General features: G+C 65.6%; 9 protein-coding genes and 2 pseudogenes. 6 read left to right on the forward strand and 5 right to left on the reverse strand.

All coding sequences use genetic code 11. The features are described from left to right. Positions 1–159 precede the first annotated feature (159 nt). The 3 genes and pseudogenes from ACFWDI_RS05690 to ACFWDI_RS05700 form a co-directional block, all read right to left on the reverse strand. Positions 160–306 carry a hypothetical protein gene (locus tag ACFWDI_RS05690; protein WP_385301509.1) on the reverse strand — a complete coding sequence of 49 codons (147 nt, stop codon included), beginning with the start codon at positions 304–306 and terminating at the stop codon, positions 160–162. A gap of 779 nt (positions 307–1,085) precedes the next feature. Then, on the reverse strand, positions 1,086–1,616 hold the full coding sequence (locus ACFWDI_RS05695; RefSeq protein WP_385301510.1) for an NUDIX domain-containing protein: 531 nt from the start codon (positions 1,614–1,616) through the stop codon (positions 1,086–1,088). A gap of 1 nt (position 1,617) precedes the next feature. After that, a pseudogene (locus ACFWDI_RS05700) lies at positions 1,618–2,433 on the reverse strand (hypothetical protein); the annotation flags it as partial. A 75-nt stretch (positions 2,434–2,508) separates the two neighbouring features. On the opposite strand from ACFWDI_RS05700, the pseudogene ACFWDI_RS05705 reads away from it, so the two are divergent. Further along, positions 2,509–3,024: pseudogene (locus ACFWDI_RS05705) on the forward strand (hypothetical protein); the annotation flags it as partial. Positions 3,025–3,674: 650 nt separating this feature from the next. On the opposite strand, the gene ACFWDI_RS05710 reads toward ACFWDI_RS05705, so the two are convergent. Next, on the reverse strand, positions 3,675–6,659 hold the full coding sequence (locus tag ACFWDI_RS05710) for a VCBS repeat-containing protein (protein WP_385301511.1): 2,985 nt from the start codon (positions 6,657–6,659) through the stop codon (positions 3,675–3,677). 552 nt (positions 6,660–7,211) lie between these two features. On the opposite strand from ACFWDI_RS05710, the gene ACFWDI_RS05715 reads away from it, so the two are divergent. The 5 genes from ACFWDI_RS05715 (at position 7,212) to ACFWDI_RS05735 (ending at position 16,598) form a co-directional block, all read left to right on the forward strand. Further along, positions 7,212–8,162 carry a hypothetical protein gene (locus ACFWDI_RS05715; protein WP_385301512.1) on the forward strand — a complete coding sequence of 317 codons (951 nt, stop codon included), beginning with the start codon at positions 7,212–7,214 and terminating at the stop codon, positions 8,160–8,162. Positions 8,163–8,180: 18 nt separating this feature from the next. Further along, positions 8,181–13,475: an RHS repeat domain-containing protein gene (locus ACFWDI_RS05720; protein ID WP_385301513.1), complete on the forward strand. Its 5,295-nt coding sequence runs from the start codon at positions 8,181–8,183 to the stop codon at positions 13,473–13,475. Between the two features lie 1,474 nt (positions 13,476–14,949). Next, entirely contained in the window at positions 14,950–15,288 is a 339-nt protein-coding gene (locus ACFWDI_RS05725; protein ID WP_385301515.1) for a hypothetical protein, read from the forward strand. 296 nt (positions 15,289–15,584) lie between these two features. Next, positions 15,585–16,079 carry a hypothetical protein gene (locus ACFWDI_RS05730; protein ID WP_385301516.1) on the forward strand — a complete coding sequence of 165 codons (495 nt, stop codon included), beginning with the start codon at positions 15,585–15,587 and terminating at the stop codon, positions 16,077–16,079. A gap of 210 nt (positions 16,080–16,289) precedes the next feature. Continuing rightward, positions 16,290–16,598, forward strand: coding sequence for a hypothetical protein (locus ACFWDI_RS05735; RefSeq protein WP_385301517.1), 309 nt, complete (start codon positions 16,290–16,292; stop codon positions 16,596–16,598). 652 nt (positions 16,599–17,250) lie between these two features. On the opposite strand, the gene ACFWDI_RS05740 is transcribed toward ACFWDI_RS05735, so the two are convergent. After that, a complete protein-coding gene (locus tag ACFWDI_RS05740; protein ID WP_385301518.1) occupies positions 17,251–18,390 on the reverse strand; it encodes a magnesium and cobalt transport protein CorA in 1,140 nt (379 codons plus the stop codon). Positions 18,391–18,520 lie beyond the last annotated feature (130 nt).

Consider the following 18,520-nt stretch of genomic DNA (forward strand, 5'->3'; position numbering starts at 1 on the left):
GCTCGCGGAATCCGTCGAGGTCCGGGCTGCTGACCGCGGCCCGGAGTTCGGGGAAGACGGAAACGGCCATGCCAGATAGAGCCTCAGGGGGAGGACGGTCAGAGGGGAGGCGGCGACACGGTCGGTCGGCCGCCACGCGGGCGCGAAGATCATGGACAGTCAGACCGGGGCGCCCAGCCAGAAGGACAGGGCGAACAGGAATCCGGTCATGCCACGAGCGCCTCCGTGGCCCAGGTGGTCAGCGACCCGGAACTCGCCGCGACTGCACAACTGCGGCTCGACGAGGCCCGCACGTGCTATGAGCATGGCGCGTACACCTCCGCGGTCATCATGCTCGGCAGTCTGCTGGAGGGTGTGCTTGTGCATGCCGCGCAGGTCCGCACCGGCTCAGCGCCGCTTCCGAAGCCGGTGCGAGGCATGGGACTGAAGGACCTTGTCGACTTCGCCCACCAGAACGGGTGGATCGAGCACCATGTGATGTGGGCGTCAGAGCTCATTCGCTCCTACCGGAACCATGTCCACCCACTGGCCGAGAAGAGGACTGGGCACAGCCCGAATCGTGACACGGTTGACATCTGCTGGCCGGTGGTGAACGCCACGCTGAATGATCTCGCCGCTACGGCGACGGCCAACCCCTCTCCATCTCGTCCTCGTCCTCGTGCAGCGGGAGGCGGAGACCGTAGTCAGACTGCGAACGCACCTGCTCCGCGCCCGACGCCGGCCTCCGTCCCCCGGCGCCGACCCGGGCGGGGCTCAACAGCCGGCACGTGAACCGGGCCTTAATCCGGTCCAGCCGAAGCGAGGGAGGTGCCGGGCATCCCTCGGTGCTTCCTCGTCCCCTCGCGGAGTACTGATGGGGCCCACGTCTGGCGCGCGTGGACGGCAATCCCAACTCCATTGGCTCCGGAGCACATCAACTCCACCAACTCAGAAGGGCCCAAGGCAAGCAATGGCAACCGACGCGGGCGGCAACCGGAGGCAAGGTTTGGTGCATCGGACCTCATGTGCAAGAAGCACGCCCGTGACGATTCCACCCGGGATTGGCTGCGGCAGCTGATCCTTAAGGCTTGACCGGAACTGCCGTGTCAGGACCAGCCGTCGAGAGAGACCTGGGAGCCTTCGGTGAGGTAGCGGTGGAGGGCGCTGGCGGTGGTGTCCACGAACTCCTTGGGGATGGCGTTGGCGTCGACCCAGCGGACTCGGGAGTGCTTGCGGGGTTCGCGGTTTTCGGGTTCGTCGGTCCATTCGTGGGCGGCGAAGACGACCGTGAGGAAGCCGTTGGGAGCCTCAACGCCCCAGGCACCGTGGATAATGTGGGCGACTCTGAGGGACTCGGGCTTCACCGTGAGGCCCGTCTCCTCGTACAGCTCGCGGACTGCGGTTTCGGTGATGGGCTCGCCCGGCTCGCTCTTGCCGACGGGGAGATCCCACAGGCCCTGGGCGAACTTGGCGTTCTCGCTGCGCTGGAGGAGCACGACGCGGTTGGTGGCCTTGTCGTGGACGATGACGGCCGCGACCAGCAGGGTCATCGATCCGAGCGCCGGCTTGAGGGCTTGGGAGCGGTCGTCGGTCTGCTGAGCCACGGGGTTCCCTTCGTCGGGCGGGTTGTTGGGCATGTTAGGCGAGGGCCTCGCGGGCGCGGCGGGCGAGATCGGCGGCGCCGGGGACGCGGCGGCGCTGGTACATCGCAAGGGTGGAGCGGATCGAGGAGATCGCCTTGCGGGTGCGGTCGGATGTCATGCCCTCCATGAGGACGAGGGCCTGGGTCCAGGCGGCGACCGCTTCGTCGGCGCGGGCCTGGGCGGCGAGGCTGTCGCCGAGGTCGGCGTGGGTGAGGGCGTGGACGCGCTTGTACTTCTTCGGGTCCCAGCGGGTGAGGGCGTCGCGGTGCTGTTGTTCGGTGCCGACGTGGTCGGCGAGGTCGGTCAGGGTGCGTGCGGTATGGCTGGCCACGGTGCCGGCTGCTGGGCCGCTGACGCGGGAGAAGCTGGGCTGGGGCCCGTCCTCGCGTAGGAGGGCGTCTTCGGCGGCGAGGACGGCACGTGCGGCCGAGGGGGTCTCGCCGATGGCCGCGTAGGCGCGGGCGTGGGTGATGTGGAGGAGGGCTTCGGTCTGGCCGTCGACGTGGCCGAGGCCGCGGGTGAGGGCGCCTTCGACGAGATCGACGCAATGGTGGGGCTGCTTGAAGCTGAGGGACTGGTGGGCGAGGGCGCGCATCATCCAGGCCGCGTGGCCGTGGGGGTCGGCTTCGCAGGCCAGCTGGTAGCCGACCTGGTAGTAGCGCTGGGCAGCGCCCTCGTGGCCGAGGTCGTGGTGTTTCCAGCCGGCGAGGTAGGCGAGTTCGGCGACGGCGCCGAAGGCTGCCTGGCGTAAGGCTTCGGAGGGGAAGCGTCCGCGCAGGATGGGGGCGGCGGTGTCGGCGAGGTAGGCAGTCCGCCACCCGCGTCTCGACCCGTGGCCCACCACCCTCCTGATCACCGCCCGCAAACGCTCACCCCGGAGGTACCGATGCCCCTGCCCTACCTGCCCCTGGACATCGACGGCGTCCTCATACCGTTCCCGGCGGCCGTACGGCAGCACCCCGCCCACCCACGTCTGCCAAACCGTCCTGCCCACCGACCGGCACCCCGACGACCCCGTCCCCGTCTGGCTCGACCCCAACCACGGCGGCATTCTCACCGCCCTCCTGGCCAGCGGCCTCGTCACTCCCGTGTGGTGCACCAGCTGGCGAAAGGACGCCACCACTATCATCGGGCCCCTCAATCGGCCTGCCCCACTTCCCCTACCTCGACCTGCCCCCAGATCACCACCAGCCACCCCAACGGATACCTCTGGAAACGCGACCACGTCGACGCCTGGCTCGGCAGCGCCCCCGTCGCCTGGATCGACGACGACTTCACCGCCCTCGACCACACCTGGGCCACCGAACGCACCGCCCGCGGCTTTCCCACGCTCCTCGTCCAGCCCGACCCGTACACCGGCCCCCAACCGCACCACGTCGTGCAAGTAGAGGAATGGGCTGCGATGCGCGGCGAACGCGGGGCGTTGACCCGGCCGGCCATCACTGAAAGTAGTCAAGCTCAGCGAACTGGAAGTTACTCGGTTGAGGCGGGTGGTATGTCAGTCATGCCGCTGCCCGGACGGTACGGCGGCGACCTGGCATTGGTCGTCCACGGGTTCGGTCCGCAGGCCGAAGCGGTCCATCACCGTGTGCACGGCACGCCGAACGCTGACGGCGGTTTCCCCCGGAACCGGAAGATCCCGCTGCCGTCGTCGTAACTGCCGGGGCCGGTCATCACATGCCAGACGGACGGCAGTTCCTCGTGGTAGACCTCCGGGACGACGTCCCGGAGTGAGGTGCGGTGCCTCATTCGGCTGGGCAGAGCTCCGCCGTCACCTTCATCGCCAGCGTCAACGGACCACCACACCCCGGCACAACCGCGGCCCGGCATCACGATCCTCCCCGACCGCCAGCAGCCTCAGCCGGACGCCCCCATCCCTGCCCATGACCGCACCGTACGACCACGACCCGGCCCCTGTCACCTGCGGAAATGGAAGAGAATCAGCTTCTGGTGGGGTAGCCGGGTCACGTTGTCGTGACCCGGCTACCCGACCGCTGGATGAATCCGGCGGGCACGCGCCGCGTGCTCAGAGGGATCTCTGACTCGTGATCACTAGTTGATGGATTGGAAGTTGTTCCAGCCTCCGGTGCCGACTGCGGTGCCGGGGCCGCGGAAGTCGGGGTAGGCGTACAGCTTGTCGTCGCTGCCGGTGGCCCACAGGTCGGCTTTGCCGTCGGTGCCGTTGTCGGGGGCGGCGGTGAGCAGGGGGCGGTTGGCACTGGTCCAGTAGGTGCCGACGATGCTGGAGGTGGTTCCGTTGCCTAGTCCTTCGCCGGCCGGGCCGGTGCCCGGGTAGAGGCGCAGTTCGCCGTTGGTTTTGTGGCGGGCGAGGAGGTCGATGTGGCCGTTGTTGTTGGTGTCGCCGGGGGCTGCGAGGTCGTAGTTGGACCAGGAGCCGTTGCCGATGAGGACAGGGGCGCGGGTCTCGTCGAGGTGGAACGTGTCAGAGCCGTAGTAGAGCCACAGGAGGTTGCCTTCCTTGACCAGGAGGTCGGTGTGGCCTTCGACGTCTATGGTGCCGTTGCCGTCGGTGTCGAGGGGGCCGTCGACGTCGCCGATGGCGAGGATCTGGTCGGCGTCGGCCCAGTGGTTGTTGGCGGGGTCGTAGACGTCGAGTTCCTGCTCGTCGTAGAGGCAGGTCTGGGAGTGCCCGTCGGCCTGCTCGTCGCGTGCGCTGCAGGCGTAGCCGAGGCTGTTGTTGGGGAAGACGTGCAGGGTCTTTTTTCCGCCGTCTCCGGGGATGGCTGCGACGAGGTCTTCGAAGCCGTCGGTGGTCCAGTCCCCCCGGTGGGTGAGGGAAGCGCCGGTGAAGTCGGTGTTGCTGGCGACGGTGTAGGTGCCGACGTGGCCGTTGCCCTGGCCCGGGTAGAGCCAGAGTTCCCCGTCGGGCCGCAAGCCGTAGAAGTCGGCAAGGGTGTCACCGTTGAGGTCGCCTGGCTTGTCCGGCGTTGCGAGGCTGTTGGCGTAGAAGAAGTGTGCGGCTCGGTCGGAGCGGTTGCCGGCGCCGTCGATGCTGCGGACGTAGAGGCGCTGGGAGCCGGCCGCGGGCGGGGTGAGCCGGACTTCTGCATAGCCCGTGGGGTCGCCTGCGGTCTTGGGGGCGGCAGGGCGGACGGTGGGGTCCCAGTCGGTCCAGTACTCGTAGGACTTGACGTCTGTGATGCCGCCGTTGGTGAGTTTGAACAGTCCCTCGGTGCGTACCTGGCCGGTGTGTTCGGGGTCCCAGCCGTCCGAGCCGTCCGGGAAGTCGCTGGAGCCGATCACGGGCAGGCTGCTGGGCCGTGTGGCGTCGTAGTCGAAGCGGCAGGAAGTCGAGGGGTACCAGTCCGAGCTGGCCTTGGCGTCCTGGACGCGGACCTTCCAGGAAAATCGGCCGTTGGCGTTGGGCACGTACTGGGTGAGTGTCGCCTTGGGGACCTTGAGCTTGGCCACGGTGCCGGACGTGGCGGCGATGGTCTGGTTGAGGATGCCGACGCTCGCCGTTCCTTCACCTGCCCACAGCTGGAATTGGGCCTTGACGGTTCCGCCGTCCGGGTCGGAGACCTTCGCTGTCAGGTAGACGTCGGTGTTGCCGATTTTCCCCACAGGTGCAGCGTTGCCGCAACCCGTGCTGTTCCTGGTGCTGGGGATCGTGTCGAGGTTCGACGGTGTGTTGGGCAGCGTGTTGTATTCGGTGGACAGCACAGCCGACTTGGCGTCGAACTTCTTCCACGCGAACACGTCGGACTCGTTGCTGGCCCGCATGCCGAGTGTCATGTTGGGCCACTTTTTCGTCGCGGCTTCCTTGGCGGCCGAGGTGACGTCGTAGGCGAGGTTCCCGGCCGGGCAGCTGGAGCTCCAGCCTTTGGATTCTGTGGACTGGTCGAGCTTGCGGGCCCACATGCTGCTGTTGTTCTGCGAGTTCCAGGTTGTCGAGGACGAGATCGGGTTGGTCAGCCAGGTCTCCACGGTGCGGTCGGTGCAGGACCAGGACCAGGTGTTCTTGATCCGGAACGTGGAGGCGATGACCTGTTTCTTGGTGTTCCAGAGGTTGTTGGTGTCCATTCGGAAGAACGAGCGGGCCAGGCCGTTGGTCTCGTTCTCGTATCCCACGCGGGCGGTGGAGGTCGTTTCGCCCGGGCCGCCCCAGCCGGCGCCGTTGAGGTAGCTGGTGTTGGGGTACTTCTTGTAGGCGATGGCCCACGCCTCACGGCCGCCGGAGACGGCCGGGTCGATGTAGACGGGGTAGGTGGTGTCCTTGCCCGTCAGCAGGGACTGGTCTGGCGTGAGGGTGATTTGGTGGGCCGCCACATCGAGGGGCATGGCGGCTTGCCGGGCGCCGTGCCCGGGCTCGAACTCGTCGTTCGGCGGCGGGCCGGCGGCCAGGCTCTGGACGGAGCGTGCGGCCTGGGGAACGGGAGCGGCGGTGGTGCTGTCCCACATACGCGGAGTGGGGGCGGTGAACACCTCCTGCCCTGCGGGGTTGACAGCTCTGAGGTTGCCGTGGCCGTCGGCGGACACCTCCAGCCCGTCGGTCGCGAGCTTGAAGCCGACGGCTTTGAGCGCCGGGTTGGCGGCTGCCTCGGCGGACTTGACGACCAGCAGTTGACTGAAGCCCGAGTCGACGGCCCGCAGCTTCAGATCCACGCCCGGCAGCACCTCGGGATAGGTGGCGGTGTCTGCGTCGAGGTGAGGCTTGGACAGGGCCGTGGGCCAGGACAGTGACATGGTCCGGCCGTCGCGGACTACGGTGGCCAGCGCGCCCGTCCCGCCACCGGAGAACGTCACGTCCACGGTGGTGGCCTTCGGGCTGACGGTGCCGTCCGTGGCCGGGGCCAGGGTGGTGTCGATGTCCACCAGCTTGTTGCCCTGCCGGGTCCACTGCGCAAGCGTGTAGCGGCTTTCGGTGAACGTGCCGGTCGGGTTGGCGAACGTCTGCGATGTCTCTGTGCGCCGGGAGATGACCTCGACAGGCTTGCCCGAATCGGCCGCCTCCGCCAGTGCGGCCGCCTCGTCCGGAGTCTTCGGAGCAACACTCCGGTCAACTTCGACGGACATGGCTGGAGTTGACGGCAGTGCGGCGGCAGAGGGCGCGGCCAGCGCCAAAGCCGCCACGACGGCAAGCGATATCCGGTGAGGTGTGAGACGTCTCGAGCCGTACCAGGCTCTCTTCATAATGCTCCCCTTTGCGAATCCTACAGATTTTCTACCGCACCCAGAAGGGATGCGCGGCGAGAAAGACGGTTTGCGCAGCACGCCTTGAATACCGGAGCTATGCCCCAATCAGTCGGAGCATTACGGATGCACGATTCGCACTCTACGTCCCACCGCATCGTGGTCGTTGAGAGCATCTGCGCACGTCAGGGAATCGTCAAGTTATCGAACCGAGACGCGACGCGCCCGAGTAACGACTGCGCCTTCACTGGGAGTTGTGTTATTCCGCAGGCAATTTCACGGTGCATCAACTATTCATTCATGCCGTCTTTTCAGGAAGTCGACCTCCGGATAGGGTCGGTCTGATCTTCATGTTGTGTGCATCCTGTGGGGGGATTTGTGTCTCGATCGCGGTCGACAGTGCTCCAGCCGGGGCGCCGGATACGCAGACGTCTCATGGCCGTCAGGGCCACCGCCCTGTCGCTGGCCGTCTACCTGCTGGCCGGACTGCTCGGCGGTCCGGTCGCGGCTGCGGCGGAATTAAGCCTGCTCGAACTCAAGAAGCCCGACGCCGTCGCCACGGCACCGGTGAAAACGCACAGGATCACCCGGCCCGACCAGGCAGAACAGCACGCATGGAATGCCTCGCCGAAAGTGACGTGGCCTACGCCGGCGACGGCGCAGGCGACACTCCCCGCATCCGGTCCCGCCCGGGCGGGGAAGCTGCCGGTGAAGCTGCAGCACGTCAAGGCCAAGGGCGCTGGTTCGTCGGGGCCTGAGCGGGCCCAGGTCCAAGTGCTGGATCGCAAGACGGCCGATGAGCTGGGAGTGGACGGCATCCTTCTGGCAGTGCGCCCTTCCGTCGGAGCCGCGGGCCAGGTCAAAGTCGATGTCGACTATTCCGGCTTCCGGCACGCCTACGGCGGCGACTGGGCCTCCCGTCTGACGCTACGGCAGGTCCCCGCTTGTGCGCTGACCACCCCTACGGCCAAGAGCTGCTCCACGGGTACCGAGCTGAAGACGTCGAACAACAGCAAGACCGGGACCCTGTCCGCCGCGGTACCCCTCCCCGCAGCTCCGCCAGCCGCTGATCAGGCGGCCCCGGTGGCCAAGAGCCCGGCTGTCAGGTCCGCGACCGAGCTGTCCGCATCCTCCGGCACCGTGCTCCTCGCCGCGACCGCAGGCGTGTCCGGCTCGTCCGGGAGCTTCGGCGCCACGTCGCTGGCACCGTCATCATCGTGGTCGGCCGGCGGCTCCAACGGCGGCTTCACCTGGAAGTACGACATCGACACCCCCGAGGTGCCCGGCGCAGTCGCACCGCAACTGAACCTGTCCTACGCCTCGCAGTCCATCGACGGCCACACGGCCGCGACGAACAATCAGGCGAACGGAATCGGCGACGGCTGATCGATGGAGCCCGGCTACGTGGAACGCCGGTATGTCTCCTGCACCGACGACACGAAGAACGGCAACAACACCACCAAGGTCGGCGACCTGTGCTGGAAGAAGGACAACGCCGTCCTCAACCTGAACGGCCAGTCCAACACCCTGATCCGGGACACCGCGTCGGGCGAATGGCACCTGGAGAGCGACGACGGCACCACGATCGAGAAGCTGGCTGGTGCCGACCGTGGCAACGGCGACGACAACGGCGAGTACTGGAAGGTCACCACTCCCGACGGCACCCAGTACTACTTCGGCTACAACCGCTTGCCCGGCTGGACTTCGGACAAAACGCCGACGAACTCCACCTGGACGGTGCCCGTCTTCGGCAACCACGCGGGCGAGCCGTGCCACGCCACCGCGTTCAAGGACTCCTGGTGCCAGCAGGCCTGGCGCTGGAACCTCGACTATGTCGTCGACCCGCACAACGACGCCATGGCCTACTACTGGAGCACCGAGACCAACTACTACGGCCGCAACGTCAACTCCACGACCGGCGCCTCCACCGCCACCGTGTACGACCGCGGCGGCCACCTCGACCGCATCGAGTACGGGCTGCGCTCCAACGCCATGTATGTGAAGGCCGCTGCCAAGGTCGACTTCACCGTCGCCGAACGCTGCCTCGCCAACTGCGGCGCCTTCGACAAGGACCACGCCAAGAACTGGCCCGACGTCCCCTTCGACCAGCACTGCGCTTCCGGCACCGAATGCAAGGACCGCTTCTCGCCGTCCTTCTGGACCCGGAAGATGCTGCAGAAGATCGACACGTCAGTCCTGACCGGCGGAGCCTACAAACCCGTCGACACCTGGGCTCTGGAGCACCAGTTCCCGGCCACCGGCGACGGCCAGGACCCGCCGCTGTGGCTGGCATCGGTCAAGCGCACCGGGCACACCGGCGCCGGCGACACCGCCCTGCCTCCCGTCACCTTCCAGGGCCAGACGCTGAAGAACCGTGTCGAAGGCGCCACGACCGGCGGCGAGCCCGATCCCGTGCCGCCCATGTGGCGCTACCGGATATACGGCATCAACACCGAGACCGGCGGCACCATCGGCGTCACCTACTCGCCCGAAGACTGCAAGGCCGGCGACGTCCCCTCCCCGGCCTCCAACACCCGCCGTTGCTACCCGGTGATCTGGTCACCGCCGGACGCACCCGCCGAGGACTACGAACCGTACCTGGACTGGTTCCACTCCTACGTCGCCACCCAGATCCTCGAGGCCGACAACACCGGCGGCGCCGCCGTGAAACAGACCGACTACGCCTACCTGGACGGTATGGCGTGGGCGAAGGCCAAGGACGACGAATTCACCAAGGCCAAGCACCTCACCTACAGCGACCGCAAGGGCTATGACCGCGTCCAGGTCCGCACCGGCGCCGGCGCCGACCGGCAGACATTGAAGGAATACCGCTACTTCCGGGGCATCGACGGAGCGTCCGTCAAGGACACCGAAGGCATCGCGGTCACCGACAAGGAAGCCTTCGCCGGCATGACCCGCGAGGAGGCCACGTACAACGGCGACGGCGGCAAGCTGGAGACCACCACCAGCTACACCCCGTGGCTCTCCGCCGCCACGGCCACCGAAACCCGCAGCGAAGACCTGCCCGCCCTGAAGGCCTACGCAACCGGCGGCGCTTCGGAAAAGACCCGCACCGCAGTCGGCACCGGCTGGCGCACGACGAAGACCGACCGCACCTTCGACACCTACGGCCAGCCCCTGACCGAGTCGCAGCTCGGCGACACCGCCAAGACCGGTGACGAGGAATGCGCCACCACTGCCTACGTCCGCAACACGGCCAAGAACATCCTGACCCTCATCGCCGAGGTCAAGACGGTCGCCAAGCCCTGCGGCACCACGCCCTCCCTGCCGGCCGATCTGGTCTCGACCGAGCGCCACTACTACGACGGCGCCACCAGCCTCACCGCCCAGCCGACCAGGGGAGACGTCACCAAGCTCGAGGAGCAGGATGCCGCAGGCACCGGATACCTCACCACCGCCACCCACACCTACGACCAGCACGGCCGCGCGCTGACCGACACAGACGCGCTGGGCAACACCACCACCACCGCCTACAATCCGCTCACCGTAGAGGCGCCGACGTCCGCCACGGTGACCAACACGCTCAAACACACCGTCACCAACAGCTACGAGCCTGCCCGTGGCGTCGTCACCGCCACGGTCGACGCCAACGGCAAGCGCACCGACGCCGTTCATGACGGCCTCGGCCGTGTCCTCAAGGTGTGGCAGCCCGGCTGGGCCAAGGCCGACCACGCCACCCAGCCCTCCGCGGAATACAGCTACAAGATCTCTCAGACCGAGGCGAACGTCGTCACCACCAAGATGCTCAAACGCAACGGCGATTACCGCACCGTGTACGCGCTGTACGACGGGCTGCTGCGCGAGCGGCAGACCCAGGCGCCCGCCAACGGCACCCAGCACAGCATTGTCACCGAGACCCACTACGACACCCGGGGCTGGGCTTCCACCAGCTTCGCCGCGTACTACGCCGAAGCCGCCCCCTCGGACAAGCTGTTCACCGCCAAAGCCATCAATCAGATTCCCGCCGCGGCCGAGAACCGCTACGACGGCGCAGGCCGGATCACTGCAGCCCTCTCGCTGAAGTTCGGCGACGAGCAGTGGCGCACCACCAGGCAATACGACGGCGACCGCACCACCGTGATCCCGCCGAAGGGCGGCACCGCGACCACCACGGTCACCGACGCACGCGGCCGCACCACCGAACTCCTGCAATACACCAACGCCGAACGCACCGCCTCGCAGAAGACCACCTACACCTACGGCAAGTACGACGAGGCGGAAGAGGTCACCGACCCTGCCGGCAACACCTGGACCTACACATTCGACAACCGTGGCCAGAAGACCGGCACCGACGACCCGGACAAGGGCCCGGCCACCGCCACATACGACAAGCTCGGTCGCGTCACCACGGAAACTGACGCCCGCAACATCACCCTCACCACCACATACGACGAGCTCGGCCGCAAGACCGAGACCAAGCGCGGCGACACGCTACTGGCCACGTGGACCTACGACACCCTCGCCAAGGGTTACGTGACCAGCAGCACCCGATACGACAACGGCTCCGAGTACACGACCGCCACCGGCGACTACAACGACCGCTACCAGCCGACCTCCACCACGGTCACCGTCCCGGCCGCGGCCCGCAGCCTGGCCGGCACGTACACCTGGACCTACGGCTACACCCCCGAAACCGGCGCCCTGGACTGGACTCTCCATCCCGTGGTCGGCAACGTCCCCTCCGAGCGGGTAACGACCAACTACAACAGCGACGACCAGCCCTTCCGCACCAGCCGCAGCGGCGTCATCCTGGTCGCCAACACCCTGTACGACGTCTACTCCCGCCCCCAAAGCCTCGAGTTCGGCAGCGCCTTGGGCAAGAAGGTCTACAAGAAGCAGCTCTACGACGAGCACACCGGCCGCCTGACCCGGCAGGTCACCGACCGCGACAGCGCCCCTCAGCGGATCGACGACACCTCCTACGCCTACGACCCGGCCGGGAACGTCACCGGCGTCACCACAACCAGCGGCCAGGACGTCCAGAAGTCCACCGACACCCAATGCTTCACGAACGACGCGCTTGGACAGCTCACCGAGGCCTGGACCGCCAAGACCGACTGCACCAGCGACCCCTCCGCGAGCACCGTCGGCGGCCCCGACGCCTACTGGCACAGCTACCGCTACGACGCCCTCGGTAACCGGACCAAACAGACCGACCACGCCACCGGACCGGCCACCACCGACGCCACCACCACCTACAACTACCCGGCGCCGAACACCGGCCTGCCTCACGCCGTGCAACAGGCCACCGTCAAGGGCGGCGCGAACGACGGCCAGAGCAGCACCTTCCGATACGACGACAAGGCCGGCAACACCACCAAGCGCGTCATCGGCAGCCGCACCCAGGACCTGACCTGGGACACCGAAGGCCACCTGGCCACCCTCACCGAATCCGGAAAGACCACCAGCTACCTCTACGACGCCGACGGCGACCGGCTGATCGCCAAGAACGCCGACGGCAGCAGCGTCCTCACCCTGCCCGAAGGCAACGAACTCACCGCCAGCGCCAGTACCAAGACCGGCACCCGCTACTACACCCACAACGGCGAAAACGTCGCCGTCCGCAGCGGCGCGAACATCTCCTACCTGATGTCCGACCACCAGGGCACCGCGATGACCGCCATCAACGTCGCCACGCTCGCAATCACCCGCCGAAAGCAACTCCCCTTCGGCCAGCTCCGCAGCGCACAGTCCGACACGTTCGGCACCCGGGGCTTCGTCGGCGGCACCAACGACCCCACCGGCCTCACCCACCTCGGCGCCCGCGAATACGACCCCACCACCGGACGCTTCCTCTCCGTCGACCCCATCATCGACGTGGAAGACCCCGCCCAGATGAACGCCTACAGCTACGCCCACAACAACCCGCTCAGCAAAGCCGACCCCGACGGCCTCCGCCCTGACGGGCCCGCCGGCGGGGCCTCCTACAACGACGACTACTGGGCCGACCAGCGCGGCATGAGCGCCGGCTACACCTACAAAAACGGCAAGTGGGTCTGGCACCAGACCCCCAAGAAAGACCAGGAGTCGCAACGCCGCTACCGCGCCTACCGCGCCAGTCCGAGTCACTACCTTATCGATGACGCCGAAGCCAAACAGCGAGCCCAGCAGGTAGCCGTAGCCCGAGCTCAGGCCATCGCCCGCGCCAAAGCCAAAGCCGAAGCCGAACGCCGCAAGAAGGACGGAATCTTCGGCAGCATCATGAAGGGAAACTTCAGTGCAGCCTGGGATAATACCGTCGACGAAGTGTGGGACGAGAGGCTTGGAAATTCAGACTGGCGGAACCACAAGGGCGTGGACATAGGAATCAAGATCCTCGCCACCGTGGGCACAGCTGCCTGCATCGCGTCGGCTGTCTGCGGAATGGGGCTGTTCGTCGTGGGTGCGAGTGCTGTCTTCGTAGCTGGTCTCGGTGCTCACATGGCCGTCGCAAGTGAAGAGGATAGAAGGCAGGGGGCCAGTCAGTTCATGCTGCGCACTGCGAAGTCTGAAGTGGTTGGGATGGCGTGGGGCACCATGTATGGCCGGGGAGCACTCGGAGCGTTGCGGAAGGGAGGTACCACCATGTACTCACGCTGGGCTGTTAAGGGCGGGCATGCGCGAGTCGACAGCATCGTAACCGGCCCGAGGTCGGGAGGGCTTCCGCTGCGGTGGAACTTTAAGAGCTTGGGGAAGTGAAGGACTGAGAGATCGGTCGTAGAGGTCTGGTGCCCTGGCGGCAGAGCACCAGGCCTCAACCGTAGAGATAGGGAACCTGTTGAATCAGAAGTATTGCGCGACGAGAAATCATCTTGAATTCGACAATTACAGAGTCGTGCCGGATCGCCCCGTTCCTGTCGGACTTCTCACGGTTCTGAAGGGGTGTCGCGTACCTCTGCTGATATGGGTCGGAGCGGCCTGCGCTCTCGGTGTTGTGGTCAGCTGGGTGGTGGCTCTCATGGCGGTGGCCGCCTTCTCCCTTCTTGCGCTGGCGGTTTGCCTCGTCCGGCTGGCGAAGGGGCATACCGCCAAGTGTGCATCCCTGGGCGGGGTATCATCTGCCCTGAGACTGGTGGATCTACTCTCCTGATGCGGATAACGGCGGCATTCGGCTAAGTGCGCACTGCTTTATGAATTTCACGGCCATCGCGTGTCGCGGAGTACTTCTAGTCGGTCCAGTCTAGAATTGGATGGTATATCCGTGTCGCTCATAATTGAACTTGCGTTTCTCACCTTGGTGGCGGCCGTCTCCGGTGCTGCAATTAAGGCGGGTGCGAGCCGTAGGGCGAGCGCGCGCTCGCGCCAGTTTATTACTGAAGGTCGAGTCGAGATTCCCTGCCGAGCGTCCTGGGCTGAGGTCACTGGAAGAGTCCCCTTTATTTATGGAAAAATAGTCTCCCATGGTGGCGAAGTAACGTTCGACCGTAGGTTTCGTAAGTCAATTTCGCTACCTGAAGTTACATACGTTGGCGTCGAAGAGAGCTGGCGTCCCGGCCTCGAGGTATTGATCTACCGATCGCATGTTGAGCCGAATATTCGGATTCTCGTGAATACTGGGGATTCTGCGACGGTTCGGCGCGCCTTGAAGGCGTTGTGAGCGAGAGTGCTGCAACACGCATGGCCGGCAGAAAAGGGCGCGTACCCATCAACAAGTTGCTGGGCTCTGCTGAGGATGCCGACGGTGCTGGCACACGGGAGGCGTACGAAATGGCTGGATCGGGAGCGTAGGTGGCCGGGTAGGCAAGAGGCGGGTGGGTCGCACACAGCGGCCACCCGCCTCTTGCGTCTGCACGACGACTACTAAGCGTGAGCAGCCTTGATCACTGCTCGGAACGCCGCCGTGTGGCCGGTGCGCGTACGCCGGCTCGAATCGGTGAACGGGTGCCACTCCCCGGCTCTGTCGTTTCTTCCCGGATACTCCTCAGGGGCGCGGAGGGCCCACGCATTTAGAAGGTGATTGGCGGGGAATAAAGACTATTGAAGTCGATCCCACTAGAAGGTTCCAGCTTGGCCCCTATCGTAAACAGGACAGCGGATGGTATTCGCACACTGTGGTGGTCAAGGAGGGGCGGGTTTATGATCAGTTCAGTCCGACCAACGGAGTGCCTTAGCGGAGCATATGAAGCTCTTCGATTACCGTGACGCGATCAACTTTGGATTCTGAGGGAAAGACATGGACTTTCAAGAGCTGTTCCGCACTGCACGCGAGCGGCCCAAGATGCTCGGTCTTGACGGCTCCTATGTTACTGTGGCCGCCTTCGTGAACGGCTGCGATGCAGGCAACTCGTGGCGTCTCCTGGACGGTTTCGCTGAGTGGTTGGCCGCCGAGCTTGGTGAGGGCACGAATCTGAGCTGGCAGGCCCTGATCCTCAGATATGCGTTGCCTAACGGTCCGCGGCCCTCCCCCACTAGTCCACTTAGCGCGCGAGACAACTCCAGAGCAGTCGAGACATTGTTTCGCCTGCTAGACGAGTATCTGGACATCAAGATGGATGGCCACCCCAACGGTTAGCGGCGATCTTTTGCGAGGGGTCCCAGATAGCTGACGGCCCCTCTCCGGTTGTAACTGTTTAGGGGTTTTATCTGGTTGCGGGCAGCGTCCATGGGTAAACGTTCAGTGTGACTGCTCGGTGCCAAGACAGCAGAGAGATGAAGTCAACGCCACCCGTCCAACACTGCGGCGGCCACCTCCGGCAGGGAGCGTTCACCAAAGCCGACCCCGACGGCCTCCGCCCCGACGGCCTCCGCCCTGACGGGCCCGCCGGCGGAGCCTCCTACAACGACGACTACTGGGCCGACCAGCGCGGCATGAGCGCCGGCGACACCTACAAAAACGGCAAGTGGGTCTGGCACCAGACCTCCAAGAAAGACCAGGAGTCGCAACGCCGCTACCGCGCCTACCGCGCCAGTCCGAGTCACTACCTCATTGACGACGCGGAAGCCAAACAGCGAGCGCAGCAGGTAGCGGTCGCCCGCGCTCAGGCCATCGCCCGCGCCAAAGCCGAAGCCGAAGCCGAACGCCGCAAGAGGGATGGAATCTGGGGCAGCATCAAGAAGGGAAACTTCAGTGCGGCCTGGGATAATACCGTTGACGAGGTGTGGGACGAGAGGCTTGGAAATTCAGACTGGCGGAACCACAAGGGCGTGGATATAGCCATCGGAGCGGTTGCAGCCATCGGGTCGGCGAGCAGGCGCCACACCATTTCTGTTCAGGACAGCCAAGGCGGAGGCCAAGGGGATCGCGGCTGGGGCTTTGTGGGGACGAGGGCTCGGCGGAGGCCTCATCAAGGGAGCAAATGGTAAGTACGCCTCATTCTTCGCCAAGCGCGACATGGCTGGCTCCTCTCCTCTGCTCTATAAAGTCCCTCGTGGGGAGTGGAAGGCGACGGTCAGGAACTATCTGAGAGATCTGCCGTGACAGTAGTCTAAATTCTGCGCAGGTCGCTCGCGGCACAAGCCCCGAGCGACCTGCGCATATCTGCACTATCAGGAATGGTGAAGTATGGTGGCTGGATGGGAAAGTTGGAGTGCCTCACCCAACGGCATATCTTTATCGGCAATCTCGATAACCGGGGTGAGGGCGCGGGTGTCGTCGGGTTCAGGGAAGTTCTGCGGGATGGTACTTATGGGTTGCTTGTCTGGTGCGCTGTGGCAGTGGCCGTGGGGCTGGGCATTGCTCCTCAGTGGTCTGCGGTTGTCGGGTTAGGCATTTTCGCCGCGATTATCTCGGTCACCGCCATCCGCCTCGTCGCAGGGCATTCGGCCAAGTGTGCACTACTTTATGGATTGCACTGGCCGTTGCATATCGCGGAATACTTCTAGTCGGGCCAGCTTAGAATGGGATGATATCTCAATTTGTGGAAAGATAGTCTCGCATGGCGGCGAAGTGACGTTCGATCGTAGGTTTCGTAACTCAATTTCGCTACCTGAAGTTGCATACGTTGGGGTCGAAGAGAGTTGGCGCCCCGGCCTCGAGGTATTGATATACCGGTCGCGTGTTGAGTCGAATATTCGGATTCTCGTGAACAATGGGTATTCTGCGACGGTTCGGCGCGCCTTGAAGGCTTTGTGAGCGAGAGAACTGCAACGCGCATGGCTGGCAGTAAAGGGCGCGCAGTCATCAACAAATTGCTGGGCTCCGCTGAGGATGCCGACGGCGCTGGCACACGGGAGGCGTACGAAATGGCTGGACCGGGAGCGTAGGTGGCCGGGTATCCAAGAGGCGGGTGGGTCGCACACAGCGGCCACCCGCCTCTTGCGTCTACGCAGCGACTATTAAGCGTGAGCAGTCTCGATCACGCTCAGAACGCCGCTGTGTGTCCGGTGCGCGTCCGCCGGCCCGAACCGGTGAAGGGGTGCGACTCCCCGGCTCTGTCGTTTCTCCCCAGATACCCCCCAGGGGCGCGGAGGGTCATCCAGGGGAGGTTGCGATAGCGAATCGACTGTGTCGGTCGCGCTGGTCGGTGTATGTGACTCAGAGCCAGTCGCGGCGCTTGAAGATGAAGTACAGACTGACGCAGACGACCGCCATCAGCAGGATCGCGAACGGATAGCCCGCTGCCCACTTCAGCTCCGGCATTGTCTCGAAATTCATGCCGTAGATCGTTCCCACGAGCGTGGGAGCAAAGAGGATGGCGGCCCACGAGGAGATCTTCTTGATCTCCTCGTTCTGCTCGAAGCCGGCCTCCGCCAGCGCCCGCATCTCCGCGTTCTGCTGCTGCGTCACCAGCGTCGCGTTGACCGTGAGGATGTCCGCCAGCGCCTGGCGGAAGCCGTCCACGCGCTCGCTGGTGTGCGTGACATGGTCGGCGACGTCGCGCAGATAGCGCTGCAGCTCCTCGTCCGTGCCGTACTTTGCGAAGCCCGCCATCAGGCCGTGGAGCATGCCGACCAGGGGGCGGGTGGCGCGCTGGAACTCGACCATTTCGCGGGAGAGTTCGTAGATACGGCGGGACACCGCCGGGTCGCCGCCGAACACCTCGGTCTCGATCTCGTCGATGTCGTTCTGCACGCCCGCGACAACCGGGGCGTAGCCGTCGACGACCGCGTCGAGGATCGCGTACAGCACCGCCTCCGGGCCGAGCGCGAGAAGTTCGGGAGTCTTCTCCATCCGGTTGCGTACGGCCGACAGGTCCGGGGCTGCTCCGTGGCGGACCGTGATCAGGAAGTCCTTGCCGACGAAGGCATGCAGCTCGCCGAAGTCGACCTCCTCCTGGGCGTCGAGATAGCGGGCGGCGCGCAGCACCACGAACAAGGTGTCGCCGTACCGCTCCAGCTTCGGGCGCTGGTGGGCCTCAAGAGCGTCCTCGACGGCGAGTTCATGGAGGTCGAACTCCGCGGCCAGCGAGAGGAGTTCGGCCTCGGACGGGCGGTGCAGCCCGATCCATGCCATGCCGTCCGGGTACTCACGCAGCTGACGGAAGGTCTCGGCGAGCGAGTCCGGCGTCGAGACGCGGCGTCCGTCGCGGTAGAGCGCGGCCTGGACGACGCTGCCCTGGTCCTTGTGTACGGGGGAGGGGGCGGGCGGCTCGGCGGCCGTGGGGGCTTGTGGCGGCGGGCTCGCGGGCGGCAGTGGGCGGCGGCGCCATTGGTGCCTCTTCGAGGAGCGTGGCATCGCGGTCCCACCTCCCACCTCGAACGTCTGCGGCTTGCGCCGGTATGGCCTCGGAGCAGGATATCCGGGCCGAATTGCCCTGGCAGGACGGGGTGGCGGCCCAGGCGTACCACCATTGCGGACAGAAGCT

Origin of the sequence: Streptomyces sp. NPDC060064 (assembly GCF_042736455.1) — a bacterium.
In the GTDB taxonomy this organism is placed as follows: domain Bacteria; phylum Actinomycetota; class Actinomycetes; order Streptomycetales; family Streptomycetaceae; genus Streptomyces.

Bases quoted from the DNA above. Each gene is read 5' to 3' on its own strand.
- ACFWDI_RS05690 (WP_385301509.1), bottom strand. From the start codon at position 306: ATGCTCATAGCACGTGCGGGCCTCGTCGAGCCGCAGTTGTGCAGTCGC.
- ACFWDI_RS05695 (WP_385301510.1), bottom strand. From the start codon at position 1,616: ATGCCCAACAACCCGCCCGACGAAGGGAACCCCGTGGCTCAGCAGACC.
- ACFWDI_RS05710 (WP_385301511.1), bottom strand. From the start codon at position 6,659: ATGTCCGTCGAAGTTGACCGGAGTGTTGCTCCGAAGACTCCGGACGAG.
- ACFWDI_RS05715 (WP_385301512.1), top strand. From the start codon at position 7,212: ATGGCCGTCAGGGCCACCGCCCTGTCGCTGGCCGTCTACCTGCTGGCC.
- ACFWDI_RS05725 (WP_385301515.1), top strand. From the start codon at position 14,950: ATGGACTTTCAAGAGCTGTTCCGCACTGCACGCGAGCGGCCCAAGATG.
- ACFWDI_RS05730 (WP_385301516.1), top strand. From the start codon at position 15,585: ATGAGCGCCGGCGACACCTACAAAAACGGCAAGTGGGTCTGGCACCAG.
- ACFWDI_RS05735 (WP_385301517.1), top strand. From the start codon at position 16,290: ATGGGAAAGTTGGAGTGCCTCACCCAACGGCATATCTTTATCGGCAAT.
- ACFWDI_RS05740 (WP_385301518.1), bottom strand. From the start codon at position 18,390: ATGCCACGCTCCTCGAAGAGGCACCAATGGCGCCGCCGCCCACTGCCG.